16 protein-coding genes are annotated in these 18,091 nt (G+C 64.2%); 10 read left to right on the forward strand and 6 right to left on the reverse strand.

What is annotated here, in order from left to right; all coding sequences use genetic code 11:
• Positions 1-428 precede the first annotated feature (428 nt).
• Positions 429-635: a ribbon-helix-helix protein, CopG family gene (locus tag PV768_RS21180; protein WP_229666519.1), complete on the forward strand. Its 207-nt coding sequence runs from the start codon at positions 429-431 to the stop codon at positions 633-635.
• The gene (locus PV768_RS21185; RefSeq protein WP_421094117.1) at positions 632-1,000 is read left to right on the forward strand and encodes a type II toxin-antitoxin system death-on-curing family toxin; all 369 of its coding nucleotides are present in this window, start codon (positions 632-634) and stop codon (positions 998-1,000) included. The genes PV768_RS21180 and PV768_RS21185 overlap by 4 nt, the downstream gene beginning before the upstream one ends.
• A gap of 259 nt (positions 1,001-1,259) precedes the next feature.
• On the opposite strand, the gene PV768_RS21190 is transcribed toward PV768_RS21185, so the two are convergent.
• The 4 genes from PV768_RS21190 to PV768_RS21205 form a co-directional block, all read right to left on the reverse strand.
• Entirely contained in the window at positions 1,260-2,120 is an 861-nt protein-coding gene (locus PV768_RS21190) for a transposase (RefSeq protein ID WP_421094118.1), read from the reverse strand.
• Positions 2,063-2,497 carry an IS110 family transposase gene (locus PV768_RS21195; RefSeq protein WP_421094119.1) on the reverse strand — a complete coding sequence of 145 codons (435 nt, stop codon included), beginning with the start codon at positions 2,495-2,497 and terminating at the stop codon, positions 2,063-2,065. The genes PV768_RS21190 and PV768_RS21195 overlap by 58 nt, the downstream gene beginning before the upstream one ends.
• A 625-nt stretch (positions 2,498-3,122) precedes the next feature.
• Positions 3,123-3,722 carry a GNAT family N-acetyltransferase gene (locus PV768_RS21200; RefSeq protein WP_421094120.1) on the reverse strand — a complete coding sequence of 200 codons (600 nt, stop codon included), beginning with the start codon at positions 3,720-3,722 and terminating at the stop codon, positions 3,123-3,125.
• 52 nt (positions 3,723-3,774) lie between these two features.
• A complete protein-coding gene (locus tag PV768_RS21205) occupies positions 3,775-5,715 on the reverse strand; it encodes an FAD/NAD(P)-binding protein (protein ID WP_421094121.1) in 1,941 nt (646 codons plus the stop codon).
• Positions 5,716-6,005: 290 nt separating this feature from the next.
• Here PV768_RS21205 and PV768_RS21210 point away from each other — a divergent pair, with 290 nt between their 5' ends.
• From PV768_RS21210 to PV768_RS21240, 7 genes are read left to right on the forward strand one after another with little or no spacing between them, the layout of a single operon-like run.
• Positions 6,006-7,016 (forward strand): amino acid ABC transporter permease, encoded by a 1,011-nt coding sequence (locus PV768_RS21210; protein ID WP_421094122.1) that lies wholly within the window; start codon positions 6,006-6,008, stop codon positions 7,014-7,016.
• On the forward strand, positions 7,016-7,822 hold the full coding sequence (locus PV768_RS21215) for an amino acid ABC transporter ATP-binding protein (protein ID WP_421094123.1): 807 nt from the start codon (positions 7,016-7,018) through the stop codon (positions 7,820-7,822). Before PV768_RS21210 ends, PV768_RS21215 begins: the two co-directional genes overlap by 1 nt.
• Before the next feature lie 10 nt (positions 7,823-7,832).
• The gene (locus PV768_RS21220; protein WP_421094124.1) at positions 7,833-8,915 is read left to right on the forward strand and encodes a transporter substrate-binding domain-containing protein; all 1,083 of its coding nucleotides are present in this window, start codon (positions 7,833-7,835) and stop codon (positions 8,913-8,915) included.
• Positions 8,912-10,042 carry an LLM class flavin-dependent oxidoreductase gene (locus PV768_RS21225; RefSeq protein ID WP_421094125.1) on the forward strand — a complete coding sequence of 377 codons (1,131 nt, stop codon included), beginning with the start codon at positions 8,912-8,914 and terminating at the stop codon, positions 10,040-10,042. Before PV768_RS21220 ends, PV768_RS21225 begins: the two co-directional genes overlap by 4 nt.
• Complete coding sequence (locus tag PV768_RS21230) at positions 10,032-10,859, forward strand: DUF1684 domain-containing protein (protein ID WP_421094126.1); 828 nt, start codon at positions 10,032-10,034, stop codon at positions 10,857-10,859. Before PV768_RS21225 ends, PV768_RS21230 begins: the two co-directional genes overlap by 11 nt.
• A complete protein-coding gene (locus tag PV768_RS21235) occupies positions 10,856-11,923 on the forward strand; it encodes an LLM class flavin-dependent oxidoreductase (RefSeq protein WP_421094127.1) in 1,068 nt (355 codons plus the stop codon). Before PV768_RS21230 ends, PV768_RS21235 begins: the two co-directional genes overlap by 4 nt.
• A 9-nt stretch (positions 11,924-11,932) precedes the next feature.
• The gene (locus PV768_RS21240; RefSeq protein WP_421094128.1) at positions 11,933-13,294 is read left to right on the forward strand and encodes an NtaA/DmoA family FMN-dependent monooxygenase; all 1,362 of its coding nucleotides are present in this window, start codon (positions 11,933-11,935) and stop codon (positions 13,292-13,294) included.
• A 248-nt stretch (positions 13,295-13,542) separates the two neighbouring features.
• Here PV768_RS21240 and PV768_RS21245 read toward each other — a convergent pair whose 3' ends face one another.
• Both PV768_RS21245 and PV768_RS21250 read right to left on the reverse strand, forming a co-directional pair.
• Entirely contained in the window at positions 13,543-14,526 is a 984-nt protein-coding gene (locus PV768_RS21245) for an ABC transporter substrate-binding protein (protein WP_421094129.1), read from the reverse strand.
• A 363-nt stretch (positions 14,527-14,889) separates the two neighbouring features.
• Positions 14,890-15,390 carry a hypothetical protein gene (locus PV768_RS21250; protein WP_421094130.1) on the reverse strand — a complete coding sequence of 167 codons (501 nt, stop codon included), beginning with the start codon at positions 15,388-15,390 and terminating at the stop codon, positions 14,890-14,892.
• 689 nt (positions 15,391-16,079) lie between these two features.
• Between PV768_RS21250 and PV768_RS21255 the strand changes: the two genes are divergently transcribed.
• A complete protein-coding gene (locus PV768_RS21255; protein ID WP_421094131.1) occupies positions 16,080-16,595 on the forward strand; it encodes a flavin reductase family protein in 516 nt (171 codons plus the stop codon).
• Positions 16,596-18,091: the final 1,496 nt, after the last annotated feature.

The raw sequence follows: 18,091 nt of genomic DNA on the forward strand, positions 1-18,091 counted from the left end.
ACCGCTGGGCAGTTCTACTGGCCGTCAGTGGGCAATTACGTGGCCGCCTATGGGCAGTTTTTCATGGCCGCTTACAACTAACTTCCGACCCAGCCAGAGGGAGTCCGCTTGCCCTCGTCTGCACTGTCAAATAGCGCTGCGAAAAGACCGCCATTTATCGCTGCGAGTCACAGCGATTCTCGTAACTATGTCTCATAACTTCGTAGCCAAAATCTGATACACGTCCTTGGTTATGAGACAGGTGAGCGGGCGTCGGCTCGAGGGGATTAGAGCGAGGCCGGAAGTAAACACACCTCTGGTGCAGCAGCGTAGCGTCTTGAAAAGAACAGAGCTTTCCAAGACACCGCGACCCTGCTCGGTGAGTCTGGTCCAATTAGCGAGGCGTGCAGCCCAGTAAAGGGCGGGTACCTGTTTGGTACCATGAAGGCATGGCTATGAATCTCCGTGTCCCTGAAGACCTCGATCGGCGGCTGGAGAAATTGGCTGCCGAGGAACATACGTCCAAGTCCGCGCTTCTGTTGCAGGGAGCCGAGTTGGTTCTGCAGCGCCACGCGCGCCGGCGTGAAATCAGCGCAGGTCTTGATTTTGTTATGAGTCATGACGCTGATCTGCTGAAGCGCCTTGAAGACGCGTGACAGCGTACCTGGACATTGAGGATGCCCTTCAGGTAGTTGATCGGTATGGCTTCCATATAAGTGATGTCGGGTTGTTGGCCTCAGCATTGGCCAGGCCGGCTGCGACTGTCCTGGGCGCGGAAGCCTATCCGGAACTCGCGGTGAAGGCGGCAGCCTTGTTGGAGTCGGTCGCCCGGTTCCATCCACTCGTTGATGGCAACAAGCGGACGGCGTGGACGCTCATGGTGCTGCTGCTGTGGATCAACGGTCACCGGCATGACTTCACCACGGGTGAAGGCTTCGACCTCGTCGTCGGAGTCGCCGCGGGCACGATCGACTTGCTGAACTCTGCCGCCGAGATTTCCAGGCATGTGGTGCCCCGGTAGTCCTCCAGCGCCCCCCGAAAGGGGGTGTGGACAGTGATGCTCCTATTGGTGTCAATGGTCCTGAGCGCCCCCCGTGCCGCGAAGGTTACCGGGGCCGGCCACTCCGGCCTCAAGGGTCTGCGATCGCTGCGCGACGGCCTGCGGCCGCCCTTGACCCGGGAGCCTCTGCCGCCCCCCGGTCGGGTATGCATAGGCCGAGGCGCGACCGAACAGACGGTCGCTCCCCGTGGTGGGTGGCCGCTGGGCCGAAGCTTGGGCTCTACCCGCGGGACGTAGCTTGAGTTGTAGGGGATTGCCTGTCGAGCCAGGTTTCGTAGCGGTGGTGGAAGTTGTTGTCGTGGCTGAGTCCGCGTTCGAGGCGGGACAGGGTGGTGGGCCAGACGCGCAGCGCGTCGGCGGCTTGCTGAAGGGTCAGGTGCTTGGTAATCCGAACCGTCCGCAGTGATCCGCAGTCCGGGGCGGGTTGTGGGTGGAGGTGTTGTTCGTAGATTTCCCGGGCGACGTAGCGTTTGAGGCAGCGCATGATTTCCTTGGTGCTTTTTCCTTCCTGACGTCTCCTGGCCACGCAGCTGCGGGTCCGGCTGTCGTAGCGCATCCTTACGAGGACCACGCGGTGGATGGCTTTGTTGGCCTGCAGGTCGCCTCCGCGGCTGAGCCGGTGGCGGGTCGTCTTTCCCGATGAGGCGGGGATCGGCGCGACGCCGACGAGGGCGGCGAACTTCGCTTCGGTGGTGACGCGTTCGGGGTTGTCGCCCACGGTGACCAGGAGCTGGCTGGCGACGTCGGTGCCTACGCCTTGAAGATCGCGAAGCATCGGTGCATGGAGGTTAAGGATGGCGTCGAGTTCGGCGTCGATCAGTGCCAGCTCTTGGTGCAGGTGCCGGTAGCGGACCGCGAGCCGCTTGAGCGCCGTCGCGGTGCTGGTCAGGGGCCCGGACGGTGCCCCGGCGGGCCGTGTTTTCTCCAGGGCGGCCATCAGGGCCGGGCTCGTCATTTCCCGGTATTTGACGCGGATGGATTCCGGTGCGGTTACTAGGAGGGTCTTGACCCGGGCCATTACGGCTACCCGGGCCCGCATGGCGGTGGCACGCTCTGCGCGCAGTACGCGCAGGGATTCCACGGCACCGTCGCGGGATTTGGGATGGTGGCGGCGCGGCCGGCGAGTACGGATTCGGCGGCCTGGTAGGCATCGAGCGGGTCGGATTTTCCCTGCAGCCGGCGTGCCTGCCGGTTGGGGCGCATGACTTCGACAACGTGAATGCCCTTACGGGTAAGCACGCGGGAAAGTTCGGCGCCATAGCTGCCTGTTCCCTCCACGCCTGCGGCAAGGACGGGACCGAAACCGGTGATGAAGTCGATGACCCCTTGGTAGCCGGCTCCCGCGGCCGGGAATTCCCTGGCGGCCAGATGCTGCCCGGTGTCGGTGATGACACCGACGTGGTGGGTATCGGCGTGAGTGTCGATCCCGGCGATGACTTTCAGATGTTCCTTTGCCATGATGAAACTGCCCTGACCTTTGCGTGTGATGAGAAAAGGGCACGCCGGCCGGGTGGGCAGACAAGACAGTAATGGGACTCTTCGGAACAGGCTCCTATCAGGTCATGTCCACCTGACCGCCGCGTTGACTGCAGCTGTGTTTCGGTGGACAGATTATTGTCAAGACAAACCCTCACAAGGGCGCCAGCCACACTTCGAGCCACACCGCAACACAGCCAATTTCATCATTACTGATGCACCCTTTGCCGTCGAAACGGGTCGCACATCGGTCGGACTGCTTCGGATTCCGAATGTTTTCATGGGTTCGTTTTCAGGGGCTGTAATGAAAGTTCGAGTCCCACCTCGGGCACAGCATATCCCCTCGTCAGAGGGGTTTTTGCTTTAACGTGTTGACATGGCTTGTGGTGGCGTCCCTCACGACGCACCCGCGCCGGTTGATCTAACTCAGTTACTTGGTCCGCTTCCTCAGCAAGCACGCTATCCAGAGTCGGGGTTATCCAGGGCATCTGGGGCCGCGGGAGACTTCGTTGCGCGCGTGGGCGGTAGATATTGTCCCCGGCTGTGGTCGGCGGCAGCAAACTTCTTCACGTCAAAGCCGCAGAGCTAATTCCTGCTGCTTCGACGATCAGGCAATGCGGTGACTGGCGAGCATGGTTCGATTGGCGGCGCTGGCGCTGCGGCTTCCGTTAATGCGGAAGGCCTTTGGGAGCGACTTCGTGAAGGCCAGGAACTTTAGTGTCTCCGGGTCTGCGTCCAGATCGAACAGCGGCTGGTAACCGGTACTGAGGTAGAGGTGCCTGGCTTCGGGCTGGCGGGGACCGGTGGTGAGGTACAGGCCGGAATAGCCGCGGCCAGCGGCCAGCGCCTCCAGTTCGGCGAGCACCAGCCTGGCCAAACCGCGACGGCGGTGGGCCGAGGAGGTCCAGATCCGCTTCAGTTCCGCCGTGGTCTCGTCGTATCTCCGGAACGCGCCGCCGGCAATCGATTCACCGTTTTCCTGGATGATCAGCAGCGCCCCGCCAGGCCCTTCAAATTCGGCGGCCGGGTACCGCTTTAGCTCTTCGGCGGCCGCCTTCCGGCCGAAGAGGTCGCCGTAGCGGGTGTCATATTCGACGGCCAGTTCGTCCAGCAGCGGCCGGACCCGGGGATCGTGCATTGGCAGGCTGAGGACGGCCAGGGCTGCAGGGTCGAGGGGCCTGGGGCGGAGTTCGGGTTCAGCGGTCACTGGTCATTCCTCGTAACGGTCGTTCCTTCTCGCTGGCGTTGGGTATCACGGTTCAAATCTTTCCGACGGCGGCTGGCTCCGGCACCTGCTTGGCGGGGCCTTCCAGGGCCAGGCTGCGCGCAAAGGAGAGGATGGTGCGGGCCAAGGCATCATTTTCCCTGAACGGTGCGGCGTTGGTGTTGGGCCTGGCGAACGCGCCGGCGCCCCAGCCGGATGTGCCCGGGCCAATCCCAAACACGCGCTCCTGCGGCTTGCCCTGCGGATCCACCAGCCGGTGCTCGCCGGAGACCAGCAGCTTGCCGGTGGAGTGGATCCCGTCGGCGGTCACCAGCTGTTGCTCGGTCCCGAGTCCGCTGGCGTGCAGGGAGGCGAGCACCGGGTTAAGCGAGCGGGCCACGGACGTGGACGGCAGCCGTGCCTCAATGAACGCTGTGGCGTGCACTTCCGCCCCGGACTGCGGGGAGGTGCCCCGGAACGTGCCGGTGGACTCGTCGGTGCTGACTTCCAGGCCCGGGCCCAGGAACTGCAGCAGACCGGCCCGGTGCAGGGCGAGCATCTGGCGGAGCCGGTGCGGCGGTGGCCCGGAATCCACAAAGCTGAAGAAGCCGTGCCACCAGCCGTGGACCGTCTGCTGCGAGCGGGCGTTGAGCCGCTCTGCCGGGATCACGCGGCCTGTTTCCATGTAGACGTGGAGCAGGGCCAGGAACAGGGCGAGCGTTTCGGGGTGGTCCTGGCTGTCGCGCAGCGCGAGGTCGTTCTCGATGTACCTGGCAATGGCATCCTGTACGGCACGGTGATCGGCAAACCAGTGGTCTTTGAACGGCCGGTCCAGCCGCTCCAGGTCCAGATGCAGGCCGGCATCGGGGACAGCGGCGGTGACAAGCTCCTTGCGCTCGGTGCTGTACCACTCGAGCGGGGCGTAGCGGGCGGCGAACACGTCCCAGTCCATGGCCGCCCGCTCCGGGCTGCCGGTAAGGAGCTCGCGATAGTAGTAGTGCCCGGCCTCCTTGGCGACCAACGGCCACAGGTGCTGCTGGAAGTCCAACTCACCGTGGCGATCGAGCAGGGTGTCCACGGCGGCAGGAGTGAAGAACTGCAGCGGTCCGGGCGCCTGCCCGCGCAGGGCGGCGGAGATCTTGGAGTGGTACGGCACACCCCGGCGGGATCCGGCCCAGAGCCTGGGTTCCCGCCCGGACGGAAGATAGCGCAGCCCGCCGTCGGACGTCTCTTCAAACCGCCCGCCGCGGCCCTCCATCAGGATGACCAGCAGGTCCACGAAAGCCAGGCCCATGCCGGAGACGATGACGTCCTGACCGGAGGCGATGGGGGAGTAGTCGACGTCGGTGGTGTAGCTGGGTGCCGCGTGGTAGCCGCCGTGCCGTGCGGCGAAGTCCGCGTAGCCCCTGGACGCGGCATCCGGCAGGGAATCAGTGTGGCCGAGTGCGGTGACCAGGATGTCGGCGTGCAGCGTCCGGCCGTTCGCCAGTTCCACCGCGTGGCTGCCGTCGCCGAGGGCAGTGATGCCGACGGCAGTGGTCCGGTGGGTGGTGACGCTCCGGTTGAGTGCTTTGGCGGCCAGTCGGAAGAACCATTCGAGGTACTGGCTTTGCAGTTGACGGGTGGGGAAGCTGGTCCCGTGCAGGGTGCGGAGCTGGTTCCACAGCGGCCGCGGAAAGTCGGGGACATCCGAGATGGACCCGTCCAGCACGCCTGCGGCCCAATCGGCCAGCCCGGGACCGGGCGAGGCGGGACCTTCGCAGTCCACGGAGGCGTCGGTAAACATGGTGATGTCCGCCGCCATGGAGTTGAGCAGCAGGCCTGGATCCTGGTCATACCGCCAGATACGGCCAGAACCTGGAACATGCGGTTCCACCACGTGGATCTGGAGCGGTCCGGCAAAGACATCCTGCCTGTTCGCCGCGACCCGTTCCAGGACGCCGGCGGTGCGCGGTCCGCCGCCGATGAAAACGACGGCCGGAATCTTCGCTGGCATGGTTGCTCCTGACGGCGGACGGGCTGGACCTTGAGGGCCGCGGCAGGGTCAACCGACCGCTGGAGTGCCCATGCTAGGCAGCGGTGACGACGGCGGTCGAGCGGCTGGTCACGCCCGTTAACTCCGCGTCACAACGCGTCAAATGGCGCAAGAAAAGGACTCATGACGCTGTACGAAGCCCGGTGAACTAATGCAACTTCCTGTGTTGCCGCCCCGTTTGGCCCGTCCTAGATTTGCAGCCAGCAACCGGGGCAAACAGCTCCGGAATTAAGACAGAAGCGAGGTGGCCCATGGGTTCAGCAGCGACCACGGCGGCGCAGCCAACAACTTCAGCACAGCCGGGTGCAGGAGCCGGGCTGCCTCCCGAAGGGGGCCCGGCACGTGTCGCCGCGGACTATTCGTCCTATCCCGTGGTGGCAGCCAGGCATCCGTGGCGCTGGGTGGGGACCGCCGTCGTCGCGCTCGGTGTTTTTGCCGTGGCCTGGTCCCTGGCCACCAACCCGCGCTGGGAATGGGGTGTGGTGGCACAGTGGTTCACCGCGCAGTCGGTGATCACGGGGCTGCTGGAAACCCTGAAGCTCACCGCGATCTCCGGCATCCTGGGCTTCGTTCTGGGTTTCATCCTGGCCCTGATGCGGCTGTCGGCCTCGCCGCTGCTGGTGTCCGTGTCCTGGACGTTCTCCTGGATCTTCCGGTCCACGCCGCTGCTGGTGCAGCTGCTGCTCTGGTACAACCTGGGGTACCTGTACGAAAAGATCAGCCTGGGGATTCCCTTCACGGACGTGCGGTTCTTCGAAGTCCAGACCACCACCATGATCAGCCAGTTCGCCGCTGCCGTGCTGGGCCTGACCCTGAACCAGGCGGCGTACTCCGCGGAGATCATCCGCGGCGGAATCCTGTCCGTGGACCAGGGCCAGCTGGAGGCCGCCGCCGCCCTGGGCATCCCGGCCTGGCGCCGCTCCACCCGGATCGTGCTGCCGCAGGCCATGCGTGCCATCCTGCCCACGGCGTTCAACGAGATCATCGGCCTGGTCAAGGGCACCTCCATTGTGTACGTCCTGGCCTATTCGGAGCTGTTCTACACCGTCCAGGTCATCTACAACCGCACCCAGCAGGTCCTGCCGCTGCTCTTGGTGGCCACGCTCTGGTACGTGGTGATCACCTCCGTGCTCAGCGTGTTCCAGTACTACATCGAACGGCACTACTCCAAGGGTGCGGTGCGTAACCTGCCGCTGACGCCCCTGCAGAAGGCCCGCAAATTCTTCGCCACCCACGCCGTCACCAACCCGAGGAACTCCTAATGACTGCAACCGTCTCAGCCCCTGCCACCCGCGGCCTGGTGGAAATCACCGGGGTTCGGAAGTCCTTTGGCCCGAGCGAAGTCATCAAGGGCGTCAGCCTTACCGTTGAACCCGGTGGCGTGGCCGTGATCGTGGGCCCCTCCGGCTCCGGCAAGTCCACCCTGCTGCGCACCATCAACCACCTGGAAAAGGTCGACGGCGGACACATCGCCATCGACGGCCAGCTGGTGGGCTACGAAGTCCGCGGCGGGAAGTTGCACGAGCTCCGGGAGAAGGACATCCTCAAGCAGAGGACCGAGATCGGGATGGTGTTCCAGAACTTCAACCTGTTCCCGCACCTGACCGCACTGGAAAACATAGCCGAAGCGCCCGTTGTGGCACAGGGACGCTCCAAGGAGGAAGCCCGCCGCCGCGGCCTGGAACTCCTGGACCGGGTGGGCCTCAAGGACCGTGCCGGCGCCTACCCCCGCCAGCTCTCCGGCGGCCAGCAGCAGCGCGTGGCCATCGCCCGCGCCCTGGCCCTGGATCCCAAGATCCTGCTGTTCGACGAGCCCACCTCCGCTTTGGACCCGGAACTGGTCAACGAGGTGCTGGACGTCATCCGCGAACTTGCCACCTCCGGCACCACGCTGATCATCGTCACCCACGAGATGGGCTTCGCCCGGGATGTGGCGGACACCGTGGTGTTTATGGACCAGGGCCAGATCGTGGAACAGGGCAGCCCGCAAGAGATTTTCACCAACCCCCAGGAACCGCGCACCCGGAGCTTTTTCTCCAAGGTGCTCGAACCGGCCTTCAACATCTAAGGAACTTTCCATGCCTCTCTCCACCCGCGGACTCTCCAGCACCCTGCGTTTACACAACCGCCGCAACACCCGCAGCCTGGCTGTGCTGCCCGCCGTCGTCCTCCTCGGAACGGCTGCCCTGTCCGCCTGCGCCGATCCCGGCGCTTCGGCTTCCGGTGATGCCTCCGGCGCGGCGGAAACGACGGCGGCACGAAACGGCGTCGTCTACAACACCTCACCGGACCAGCAGCGGATCCGCGGCGAGAAGGATGCGGCACTCGCCGCGAAGGTGCCCGAACTGATCGGCAAGGACGGCAAGCTGACGGTCGCCACCACCGCGGGCTCCATCCCGCTGTCATTCCACGCCACGGACGACAAGACCGCCATCGGTTCCGAACTGGACATCGCCCAGCTGGTGGCGGACAAGCTGGGCCTGGAACTCGACGTCCAGGTCACCTCGTGGGAGAACTGGCCGCTGAAGACGCAGTCAGGCGACTTCGAGGTGGTCTTCTCGAATGTTGGGGTGAACAAGGACCGGGTTAAGCTGTTCGACTTCGCCGGTTACCGGGCCGCGTTTATGGGCTTCGAAGCCAAGAAATCCGCCACGTACGACATCAAGGGCGCGGACGACATCTCTGGCCTGCGGGTGTCCGTGGGCTCGGGCACCAACCAGGAGAAGATCCTGCTGGCCTGGAACAAGGAGCTGGAGGAGAAAGGCAAGGCACCTGCCACCCTGCAGTACTACTCGTCGGAGGCGGACACCATCCTGGCGTTGTCCTCCGGCCGGACCGACCTCAACATCGCCCCCTATCCGTCCACTGTCTACCGCGAGAACACCCGAGACGACCTGAAGGTGGTGGGCAGGGTCAACGCCGGCTGGCCGTCCGAAACCCTGGTGGCGGCCACCTCGCTGCGCGGAAACGGTCTGGCTCCGGTGATCTCCGAGGCCCTGAACTCGGCCATTCAGGACGGCTCCTACGGCAAGATCCTGGAACGCTGGGGCCTCTCCGAGGAGTCGCTGCCCGAATCGAAGACCATCACCGAGGAGAACTTCGCGGCCTCCCAGGCGGCGGCCACACAGCCTGGCGCCGGCGCTTCCGGGAAGTCCTCGTGAAGTTTCAGGTCCTTGACATCATTCCGCACCTGGAAAATCCGCTCACCGGGGAGATCGTCTCCACGGCTGACCGGCTGAACCAGGTAGTGGAAACCGCACGCCGTGCCGAGGCCCTCGGGTTCGACAGCTTCTCCGTGGGGGAGCGGCACGCAGGGGAATTCATCTCCTCCTCGCCCACCACGGTACTGGCGGCGATCGCAGCCGTAACGGAGCGGATCCGGCTGCACACAGGCGTTACGGTGCTGTCCGTATTGGACCCCATCCGGGTCGCGGAGGACTACGCCACCATCGACCAGCTCAGCCGCGGCCGATTGGAGATCACCATCGGCAAGGGCAACGAGGTGCTGCAGTACCCGCTCTTCGGGCTGGACCTGGCGGACCAGTGGGACCTCCTGGCCGAAAAGTACGCTCTCCTCCGCCGGCTGTGGCGCGAGGAAGGCGTCACCTGGTCCGGCCGGTTCCGCGCGCCGCTGACCGAGCCGACCACCACCACGCCCCGGCCGTTCAACGGCTCCCCCCGAGTTTGGCACGGTTCTGCTACGACGCTGACCTCGGCTGCCCTGGCCGGCAAATGGGGCGACCCGTTGTTCAGCGCGAACGCCATCCAACCGCGCGAAAACTACGCCGTCCTGATCGACCATTACCGCGAGGAGTACGAACGGCACGGCCACGATCCGCGCCGACAGTACGTGGGCTCAGGCTGCGGCGCCGGAGGCGTGTTCATCGCTGCAACCACGCAGGAGGCCATCCGCCAGTTCGGCCCAGTGTACGAGGCGCTGACGGCGAACCGCCACGTGCCGGGCAACAACTCGCCGTTCCGGGACATCCAGCACGCCGTGGCCGAGGGCCCGTCGCTGGTGGGCAGCCCGGAGCAGGTGATCGACAAGATCCTGAGCTACCACGAGCTGTACCGCCACGACCTACAGTCCATCTCGCTGCCCACCACCCTGCCATTCGAACAGCAGCTGGAAATCCTGGAGCGCTTCGCACTGGAGGTCATCCCCGCTGTCCGGGCCGCAGCGCCCACAACCCTGTGGGAGGCCGAGGACCCCTACGGCAGCCGTCCTGAGTTTGCACAAAACAACCAGTCCGCTACCGCCGGAAGGAATCTCGCCGATGTCCACTGAAACCGCCCTCGAAACCTTTGAAGCTGAATGGCAGGAATGGCACGCGGCGCACGAGCGTAACCGCGCGCACCCGCACGGCTTCCTCGCCGTCACCCATCTGCACTGGCTCGGCACCGAGGCCACCCCGCTGGAAGGCGCCCCGGGCACCTGGAGCGCGGAGGCCGACGTCGTCCGCGTGGTCCTGGAGCCGGGCGAAAGCCTGCAGCAGGACGGCAAGGAACTGAACACCGACGCCGGCGCCACCCTGGAATTCGGCCCTATCGAGGAACGCGGCGGCATCAACCTCCTGTCCGACGACACCGTCATCGAGCTCGCCAAGCGCGGCGGCGAGTACATCGTGCGGCCGCGGAACCCGGAGAACGGGCTGCTGCGCCAGTACCAGGGAACGCCCACCTACTCGCCGGACGCCGCCTACGCCGTCCGCGGCACGTACGTGCCGTTCGAAGCGCCCCGTGCAACTACGGTGGGTGCAGCCGTCGAAGGCATCCAGCATGTCTACGAGGCACCGGGCGAGGTCCGCTTCAAGCTGGCGGGACAGGAACTGACACTCACTGCCTTTAACGGTTATGCCCCGGGCTCCCTGTCCGTCCTCTTCACGGACCAGACCTCAGGCAAGACCACCTACGCCGCCAACCGCTCCCTCTCCGTGGTTCCCGGCCCGGACGGATCCGTGGTGCTGGACTTCAACCGGGCTGTGAACTTGCCGTGCGCCTACACCGACCTCGCCACCTGCCCGCTGCCGCCGGCTGAAAACCGGCTGCCCGTGGCCATCGAGGCCGGCGAAAAAATCCCTTACGAACGTCAGGACCAGATGTGAGCAACACTGCAGCAAACCGCGCCGGATTCTTGGCCATCGAGCTTGATGGCGCCGGCTGGGACGGCGCGGACATTTCCCGGGCCGTGCTTTCCGCGGAGTCCGCCGGCTTCCACGCAGCCACGTTCACCGACACGCCGGTCCCCGGCCGCGCCAACGCGCTGCAGCGTGCCGCGTTCGCTGGACCGGTGACCCGCTCCATTGCCCTGGCGCCGGAAGTGGACACCGTCTACACCGAGCCGTTCCACATCTCCACCCAGCTGGCCAGCCTGGACTATGTCTCCGGCGGCCGGGCCGGGTGGATCGTCACCGCCGCAGAAGCACCGGAGACGGCGGCCGCCGTCGGACGCGCTTCCGTGACGGGTGCCGCGCTGGGGCAGGAGGCTGCCGCATCTATCGAGGTGTCCCGGCGCCTGTGGGACTCGTGGGAGGACGACGCCGTGATCCGCGACGTCGCCACCGGCCGGTACATCGACGTGGACAAGCTGCACTATGTCGACTTCGAAACGCCAGCCGGTTTTGCCGGTTCTGGCTATTCGGTGAAGGGGCCGTCCATCATTCCGCGGCCGTTGCAGGGGCAGCTTCCGGTGCTGGCCCCGGCGTCTTTGCTGGGTGAGGTCCCGGTTGACGCCGTGGACGCCGTGCTCGTGTCCGCGCCCACTGCTGAACTACTCGCCGCGGAGGTCCGTGACGTGCGTGCCCGTGTGGGTGCCTCCCTTGCGGTGATCGCCGAGCTCGACGTCGTCCTCGACTCCCGCGGACAGGCCGCGGCCGGGCGCGTGGCCGCCGCTGGTGCACTCAACGATGGCGGGAGGGCGGCTTTTGCAGGCACTGCGGCAGAGCTGTCGGACTTCCTGGAGTCGTTACTGGCGGAGGCCGACGGCGTGCGCCTTCACCCGGCGTCGCTCTTCGTGGACCTTGAGGAACTTGGCCGTTTGGTCCTGCCGGAACTGCGGCGCCGCGGCGCACTCCGCCCCGTTGCGCAGGACGGCACGTTCCGCGACCTGCTGGGCCTGGAGCGCCCCGCCAGCCGCTACGCACCTGCCGCTGCCAACACCGGAAAGTAAGGAAAAACCATGACCCAGCACAACAGTGCTCCATCCGACGTGTTCCGGCCGAGCGGACACATCCAGTTCGGTGTCTTCTTCCAGGGCGTGAACTCCGGCACCATTTGGAAGGCTCAGGAATCAGGCTCGCAGACAGACTTCGAATCCTTCCGGCGCATCGCCCAAACCGCTGAGCGCGGACTTTTCGCAGCGTTCTTCCTGGGTGAGGGGCTTCGCCTCCGCGAGCACCTGGGCCGCCCCCACGCACTGGACGTGGTAGGCCGGCCGGACGCGCAGACAATGCTCGCCGCGCTGGCGTCCGTGACCACGAACATCGGCCTGGTGGCCACCCAGAACACCACGTACAACGATCCCGCGGACCTGGCACACCGGCTTTCGTCCCTTGACCTGATTTCCGGGGGCCGGGCGGCGTGGAACATCGTGACCACGGACAACGCCTGGACCGGTGCGAACTTCCGGCGTGGGGGATACCTGGACCACGCGGACCGGTACAAGCACGCCGAAGCGTTCGTGGAAACCGCCAAGCGGATCTGGGACTCCTGGGAAACCCCGGAAGGTCCCGCGCGCAGGGTGCTGCATGAAGGCCAGCACTACACCGTGGACGTGACACCGCGGCTGCCGAGCAGTGCCCAGTACCGGCCGGTGCTCTTTCAGGCCGGCGACTCACCCGACGGACGGAACTTCGCCGCCCGGCAGGCTGAAGTCATCTTCTCCGCCCACCCGAAGTTCGACGACGCCGTGGAATTCCGCAAGGACCTCGCGGCGCGGTCCATGGCTGCCGGCCGCGGCGCGAACGCCGTTCAGATCATGCCGGCCAGCGAATTCATCCTTGCGCCCACCGCCGCGGAAGCAGCTGAAAAGAAGGAGTGGGTGCGCAGCCTGCAGATCGGCCCGCAGCAGGCCATCGCCTACCTGGAACAGTTCTGGGGCCGCGAGCTGTCCGCCTACGATCCTGACGGGCCGCTGCCGGAGATCGACCCGGTGGTGGAGGAGACGTCGGAGACCCGCGGCAGCGGCTTCCACGGAGCGAAGGCCCGGCAGTTGGCGGACCAGTGGCGGGCCGAGGCCAAGGACAAGGGCCTGTCCATCCGGCAGTTCGTCACGTCCCGCACCGCACGCGTGGACGCCACCTTTACCGGCTCGTACACCGATGTGGCGGACCGGCTGGCTGAGTATGCGCGGGTGGGCGCCGTGGACGGGTTCAACATCTCGCCGTGGCTGATTCCGACCGGTCTGGACGACATCGTGAACCACCTGGTCCCGCAGCTGCAAGAACGTGGCGTGTACCCGACGGAGTACCGGGGCAGCACCCTCCGCGAAAACCTCGGGCTTGCGGCTCCTGTCCGCTCCGGTGAGGCGGTTCGTGCCTGATGAGCGCACCAGGTCTTGCCCAGAGGGCTGATGAAACCGGCGGGGAAAGTGGAGGCGCCGACTTCTCCGCGGACACTGTCAGGCTGCACCTGACTGTGTGGGCGCAGCAGCTCTAAGACCCTTTTCTCCACGCACTTTTCCGTCAGCAGGAAGCCTCGTGGCGGGGTTCCCAATGATGCTGAGTGGGCGAAAAAACAGCTGATCCCCGCCGGGCGCTTGCCCGGCGGGGATCCTTCGTTTCGGCGCGGCTACTTCTTGGGAAGGCCTGCCGGGTTCAGTTCCGACTTCTGGATGGCTTCGGAAGAGAGGCCCCAGCGGTCCAGGATCTTGCCGTAGGTGCCGTTTTCAATCAACGTGTTCAAGGCGGTTTGGGCGGCCACGGCAAGGCCATTGTCCTTCTTGGTGGTGAACGCAATGTCCGCTGTCAGCGGCCAGCCGCCATTAAGGGTCCCCACTTGCTTGCTCTTGCCGTCCTGGGCTGCCTTGTAGGCGGCTGCGGCGTTTGGCCCGAACGTCAGGTCCGCACGGCCGGACTGAAGGGCCAGCGTGGACGCTGAGTCATCGTCGTAGTACTGGAATTCGACCGGCTTCAGGCCGTTCTTTTTATTCTCCTCATCCCAACGCACCAGGATGGCTTCCTGATTAGTGCCGGAACCCACGATGATCCGCTTCCCGGCAACATCCCGCGCTTGGGTGATCTCGCTGATGTCCGAATCACTCTTCGCGTAAAAACCCAGCAGGTCGCTGCGATAAGTGGCGAAGTCGAACTTCTCTTTGCGGGCCTCGGTTACTGTGACGTTGGAGAGCACAGCCTCGTACTTCCCGGACTCAATGCCCAATGGCCAGTCGGCCCACGCCACCGGAAGGACTTCAACTTCCAACCCCAGCGTTTGTCCCACGGCGTAAGCCAGGTCAACCTCATTGCCGATTACCGTCTTGTTATCAGCAGCGAACAGGCTCAGTGGAGGGGTGCCTCCAGTGCTCACCACCGTAAGCTTGCCATCGGCCTTGATGGCTTCCGGAACCAGCGCTGAGGCTTCGGAATCCACGGCAACCTTGAACCGGTCCTGCTCCGGTGACAGGTTGAAGGTCTTGCCACCCGCCGTGGCGGAGGGCACCGCGGACTGTGCTGCCGCCGCCGATGCCCCTGGGTCGGAGCAGGCGGTCAGGCCCAGCAGCGCTGTCAGAGTTAGGGCCGCAACAGCGCCGGGTTTCAATTCAACGATAGGCATGGTTTCCTCCTGGAAAATCGGTAGCGGATGCACTGAAATGTGCTTATGGCAGCAACTATCCGACAGCACGAGCACGGGAATCAAAGGAGTCCGCAACCAAGAGATACAAGGAGTAACTACGGGTAACCAGGGGACCTTGACAGTCACATTCTCCTGCGCATGGTCACGTGAATTACTGGCTCACAGTCGCGCCGGACGCAGCACGCACGAACAGTATCCGAGGATCCTGTGGCCGCGAACCTTCTTGCAGCCGGCTACTCGGAGACGCAGCAGGAATATCGATTGCCTGGAGTCAGGCTGAGGTCTTTGGGAGGCGCCCAAGAATGTCCCTCATTCAGGCGCAAGGGACTTCGGGTAATGCTTTTATGCCTCGCTGGCATAGGCTTCAGTTGAGTGCTGCTGCACCAGAAACCTCAGGCGCTCGGAGCTTAGACGCAGGGCTTCCAGTTCACGGCTGCTGTAGTCATCAATGGTGCCGTGCACCAGCTCCAGGAGCTCCTCTGTTCCTTCCTCATCCACTTCGAACTCGTGGGTGAGCGTCACCTCAGAAGTTCCGTCCGCCTGCAGGACCACCCAGCGACCCTCCATCCGGAGCAATGGATACTCCAGATCGAACTGCTGGAATTCGCCACGGAGCCCGGCAGCGTCGAATACCCGGTGGCAATGGCTGGAGTTCAACGAACCGTTCGTCACGACGGACATCCGTAGTTCATGGACATCCTCATCGCCGCTGACCCGTTCGGCGTACACGGTCAAACCGTCCACGAACGGCAAGTGGGAACAGTCCCGCAGTACGGCGAATATAAGGTCGGCAGGGGCCTCGATCGTACGCCGGTGCGTCGTCCAGCGCGTGCTCGGCGACATGTCATACACCTCCTGAGTGGGGACAGGTATCTAGCAATCTAGGCCAGCACGGCTCAGTCGCGCGGCGTTTCGTCCCACTGCGTCATGACAGGAAACCAGAGGTAATACTTCGTCCCGTGGATACGGCTTCGTCCGGGGTCACTAAATTGCGCCCGGGGCACTCCGTGGTGACCCTTCACTTGCGAATTCGGCAAGAATGCCGGTGATGTGGCTAGAGGTTTGCCGCATTTGTGCAATGCGGTCCGGGACAATTCTTCCTAATGCGTGTGGAAAGCCGCCGAAGAAATGTTGCTTATGACCTGGCTCAAAATTTCTCCGGATGACGTGCTTTTACGAAAACCGCCCATTTGCGAGGCAAGGTTGCGAAGTGTTGATCGCCATGTCATTCCCGCTGGTGCCAGTCACCCAATTCGAGCTAGTTTTCTAGCATCGACTCCCAGTTATATCAAGAGTGGGATATTCACCAATAAGTGCTGAGATGACCTGCGCAGGAAACAATGTGTCCAGCGTCTGCCACTTCAGGGGAAAACCGCTGATGTGAACACAATGCCGCTGGTTCCGGCAGCAGACAGGTCCCTCCAGATCTACATCCTGGGACCCGCCGGCCGTCTTGGAGCCATCGGGATCCCTGAGCCCGGGCCGCATTGCTGCTGACTGGCTGGAACCACCAGCTTCGAGAGGAATAGAACATGCCTGAACATCTTGAGCCCACCCCGGAACATCTGCGCCACGTTCTGGGTCACTTCGCCACGGGGCTGACCATCATCACTGCAGCGACGGACGAGGGCCCCGCAGGCTTCACGTGCCAGTCGTTTGCTTCCCTCTCGCTGGACCCGGCTCTTGTCACCTTCAGCCCAGCCCGCAGCTCAAGCACCTGGCCGCAGCTCCGCAAGGCCGGCCGCTTCACCGTAAACATCCTGCCCGCCGAACACCAGCACCTGGCAGCCCAGTTTGCCCGCTCCGGAACGGAAAAATTTGCCGGCGTTGACTACTCCACGTCACCCTTGGGCAACCCAGTGCTGAACCAGGCGCTGGCCTGGGTGGACTGCGAACTGCATGAAGAATACGACGGCGGAGACCACACCATCGTGCTGGGTGCCGTCCGCGCCCTGGCGGCACGGGACGCCGAGCCCCTTCTCTTCTTCAAGGGCAGCTACTTTAGAGGGATAGCAGACCGCGCAGGCCAGCTGGAGAGCGTCGCTTAACCCGGGCAAGTCCGGCTCGCCGCGTCCGTAATCTCACACACTGACGGTGGACCCAAATTGGTACCCAGTTTCGGCCCTAACTTCCACCGGCCGCACCCAGTCCAACACTCCCGGGGCGGCCCGGATCAAGTGGCCGACGCGATCCAGAAGTGGGTGAAGCCAGCGCGGCGGATGTATTTCCGTTAAAGGCAGCAGGCTCCTGAAGGAAGTCAGCCGCCCCAAATGAAACGGATCCAGATTTGCCAGACGGAGCAGACTGAAAGCCAATCCCCAACATCCAGCCATGTGGTTCGGACAGCAGGAACAAGGGTCCAAGAAAGGGTTCGTACTTTGTACACACCCTTTCTTGTCGGACTGGGCCGCAGTGCCTTCGGACTGCTCCGGATTCCGCATGTTTTCGTGGTTTCCCGGTGTTTCCAAGGCCTGGAATGTAGTTCGAGTCCCACCTCGGGCACGACGTTTTCCCTCGTCAGAGGCGATTTTGCTTTGACGTGTGTACAAAGCTTGTGGTCGCGTCGCTCTGACGGCTGGTTCGCGGGCTGTGGCCTGGCTGCCGCGGAGCCTATTCAGGTGTGTGGGGTGGCGGGTTCAAGACCCTGGCTGGTGGGTCTTCCGCCTGCTGTGGGCTGGATTTCTGCGGTTCCTCGTTCCGGTTCTGTCGGTTTGGCCGGGGGTGGCCAACACCTGTTCATGGTCCGGGGGAGCGGGGACCACATGACCCAGCCGATTTTGGTGCAAAGCTTTTCGAAAGGCTGCTCGCTGGCGTCACGCGAGCTCGGGGTGCTCCATTTGTCTTGCCAAAGAGGGTGTGGACAGTGTCCACATTTAAGTCTGCTTTATGAAGGGCGCCCGGGCTGCGCAGGAACGCCCAGCAGATTTCGCATTGTCGACGGTGCTTATGTCTTTGATTGCGCAGGGGAGCGGGCCTGCGACGACGAAACTCGGGATACAGACAACGAAAGTTAGCTCCGGTGGTTCACAGCGCAGGGAGGGGCTCGACCTCTGACACGCCCTAGGTGCTCGGCTCGATGACGGCCGCTGGAGCCGCCGACGCCCCAGTAACTTGGGCGGAGCCGCGCTGAAGTTTTGGCGCTGCCTTTTGAGCTGAGCGGGAAGTGTCAGGTTCTAATTCAGAGTTGTCCGAGGCCACTATTGGCTAAAGTGAAGCGACCCGCCATCCGACTACCCCAATGCACCGTTCTGACGTCAGGATTGCGTGTGCCCTAACTGCATACGCCCCTGGCCTGTGCGTCAGATACCTAGGACCTTGCGAATCCGGCGCGCGCACGCATGGGGCCGCGTTCTACCTCCTGCACACCACTGCTGTGCAGGGGTCCTTTTCGGGGTCCGAAAGCCTAGGCCTTCTTCTTCTTTTCCGGCCAGGGGCCGAGCTTTTCCCTGTTGCTGACTGCTTCGCCAACGCGGGTGGAGTCGGCGAGGTCGCCCACCTTGTGCACCTTCAGCGAGTTCGTGGAGCCGGCCTTTCCGGGAGGCGA

This window comes from Pseudarthrobacter sp. CC4 (assembly GCF_048957775.1).
Classification (GTDB): domain Bacteria; phylum Actinomycetota; class Actinomycetes; order Actinomycetales; family Micrococcaceae; genus Arthrobacter.